General features: G+C 30.2%; 1 protein-coding gene. It reads right to left on the reverse strand.

Annotated elements, in window-relative coordinates:
- Window positions 1-253 precede the first annotated feature (253 nt).
- A complete protein-coding gene (locus KW502_RS15200; protein ID WP_219041398.1) occupies window positions 254-1,408 on the reverse strand; it encodes a hypothetical protein in 1,155 nt (384 codons plus the stop codon).
- Window positions 1,409-1,554: the final 146 nt, after the last annotated feature.

The following is a 1,554-nucleotide window of genomic DNA, read 5'->3' on the forward strand; positions in this document are numbered from 1 at the left end:
TAAAGGCTGAGCTGTTCCCGGTCTTGTCCTTGTTGATATTCCATACCTTAAAAATAAACATACCAAAGATCATATCCTGAAAAATAATCGGTAAAGATGGCATGGTTTTGAGACAGTCTGACGGTCTTGTATATTTGTCAGTTGTGGGAATTTAGGATTAAAGATAGTAAAAAGAACTGACTTTGACGCGTGAGCGGTTGTGTCCGCAGGACACAGAACCACAATTGCTAATATACGTTGTTGTAAAACGTTTTTAATAGTATTCGTATTTTCTTTTAACCTCTATCGTAGGTTGTTCTGTTTTTTCAGGATATCCTTCTAAATACATATCACATTTTATCCAATTACCATTAGGGTCATATTCATACTCGTAAAAACGGGTCCTGATCACCTCTCCACTAGGATTAAAATTCACACTTTTAATAATGTCACCTTTCTCATTATAATACTCGGTAATATTCTCGGTAAAATATTGACCATAGGTACGTTGTTTATCTATATATTTATCTAATTTATAAGGCTTATCACTTTTATCTTCATAAAAATAATCTTCCTGCCATTTTTTATCTCCATTTACCAGAAGTTTCACTTGAGTAATACGCTTTTGGTCATCATATTGATAGTGATAGATGATTTCAGAATGAGCAGGGACTTCCATATTGAGATGCATAATCTGATCGGGAAGAAAATTTTTAGAAAGAGCTTCCCTATAACTTACATCCTGCAGGGTTATTAAACCTTCTTCATTATAACTATTAATAGTTTTTATTTCAGTATAAATGGTGTCAGGTACAGACTTATTTTCTTCAATTCCATATGTTTTTATCTCTCCTTTTATATATTCTCTACCTTTCTCAATTTTTTTATTATATTGATAGTAAAGATGTAACGTATCAATAGGTTTAAAAAACAAATTTATTGCTATATAACTTAACTTAATACGATTAGGACTATAAACATTATAGGGGTAACTCTTCAATCCTGTGATTTTTCTTTTTCTTAGATAATCTAAAGAATCATATTTATAAATATTTATTTCTCTTAAAGCCCAATCTATTTCAGGATTACCTGTTGAGTCCTTGTAACGATGATGTCTTTTGGAAACAAAACCTTTATGATTAAAATTAAATTTACCTAATGGTAAAAAATTAAAAGCAATATCGTTCCTCTCAAACTGGGAAATCTGTTTTTTCTGCATGGTATCCATATCATAATTTCGCTGGATGGTAGCCACGATTTCTTTTATCTTCCCTTTTAGATTGTATTTTTCCCAATCGGTTTGTAATAAGGAGACTAATTCATTTTGGCTATTTTCATTCTCTTTTCTTTCCTCTTGTCCGTTACATGAGATAAATAGAAAAAGAATAAAAGTAGATGATAAAATTCTTAGAATAGTATTATTATGCATTTGGTTTTAAATGTTTTACAACGGCAGTCTGTCTCAAAACTACCTAATTTTTTTTAAAAAATAATTGAAATTAGGGGTAAAGCCAAAATTTGCATTAATTTTTGTTTGCTTTTGTATTAATGCCTTAAAAGTTCGTTTTAGTCTTA

Source organism: Mesonia aestuariivivens (assembly GCF_019311235.1).
In the GTDB taxonomy this organism is placed as follows: Bacteria; Bacteroidota; Bacteroidia; order Flavobacteriales; family Flavobacteriaceae; genus Mesonia; species Mesonia aestuariivivens.

Bases quoted from the DNA above. Each gene is read 5' to 3' on its own strand.
- KW502_RS15200 (WP_219041398.1), bottom strand. From the start codon at position 1,408: ATGCATAATAATACTATTCTAAGAATTTTATCATCTACTTTTATTCTT.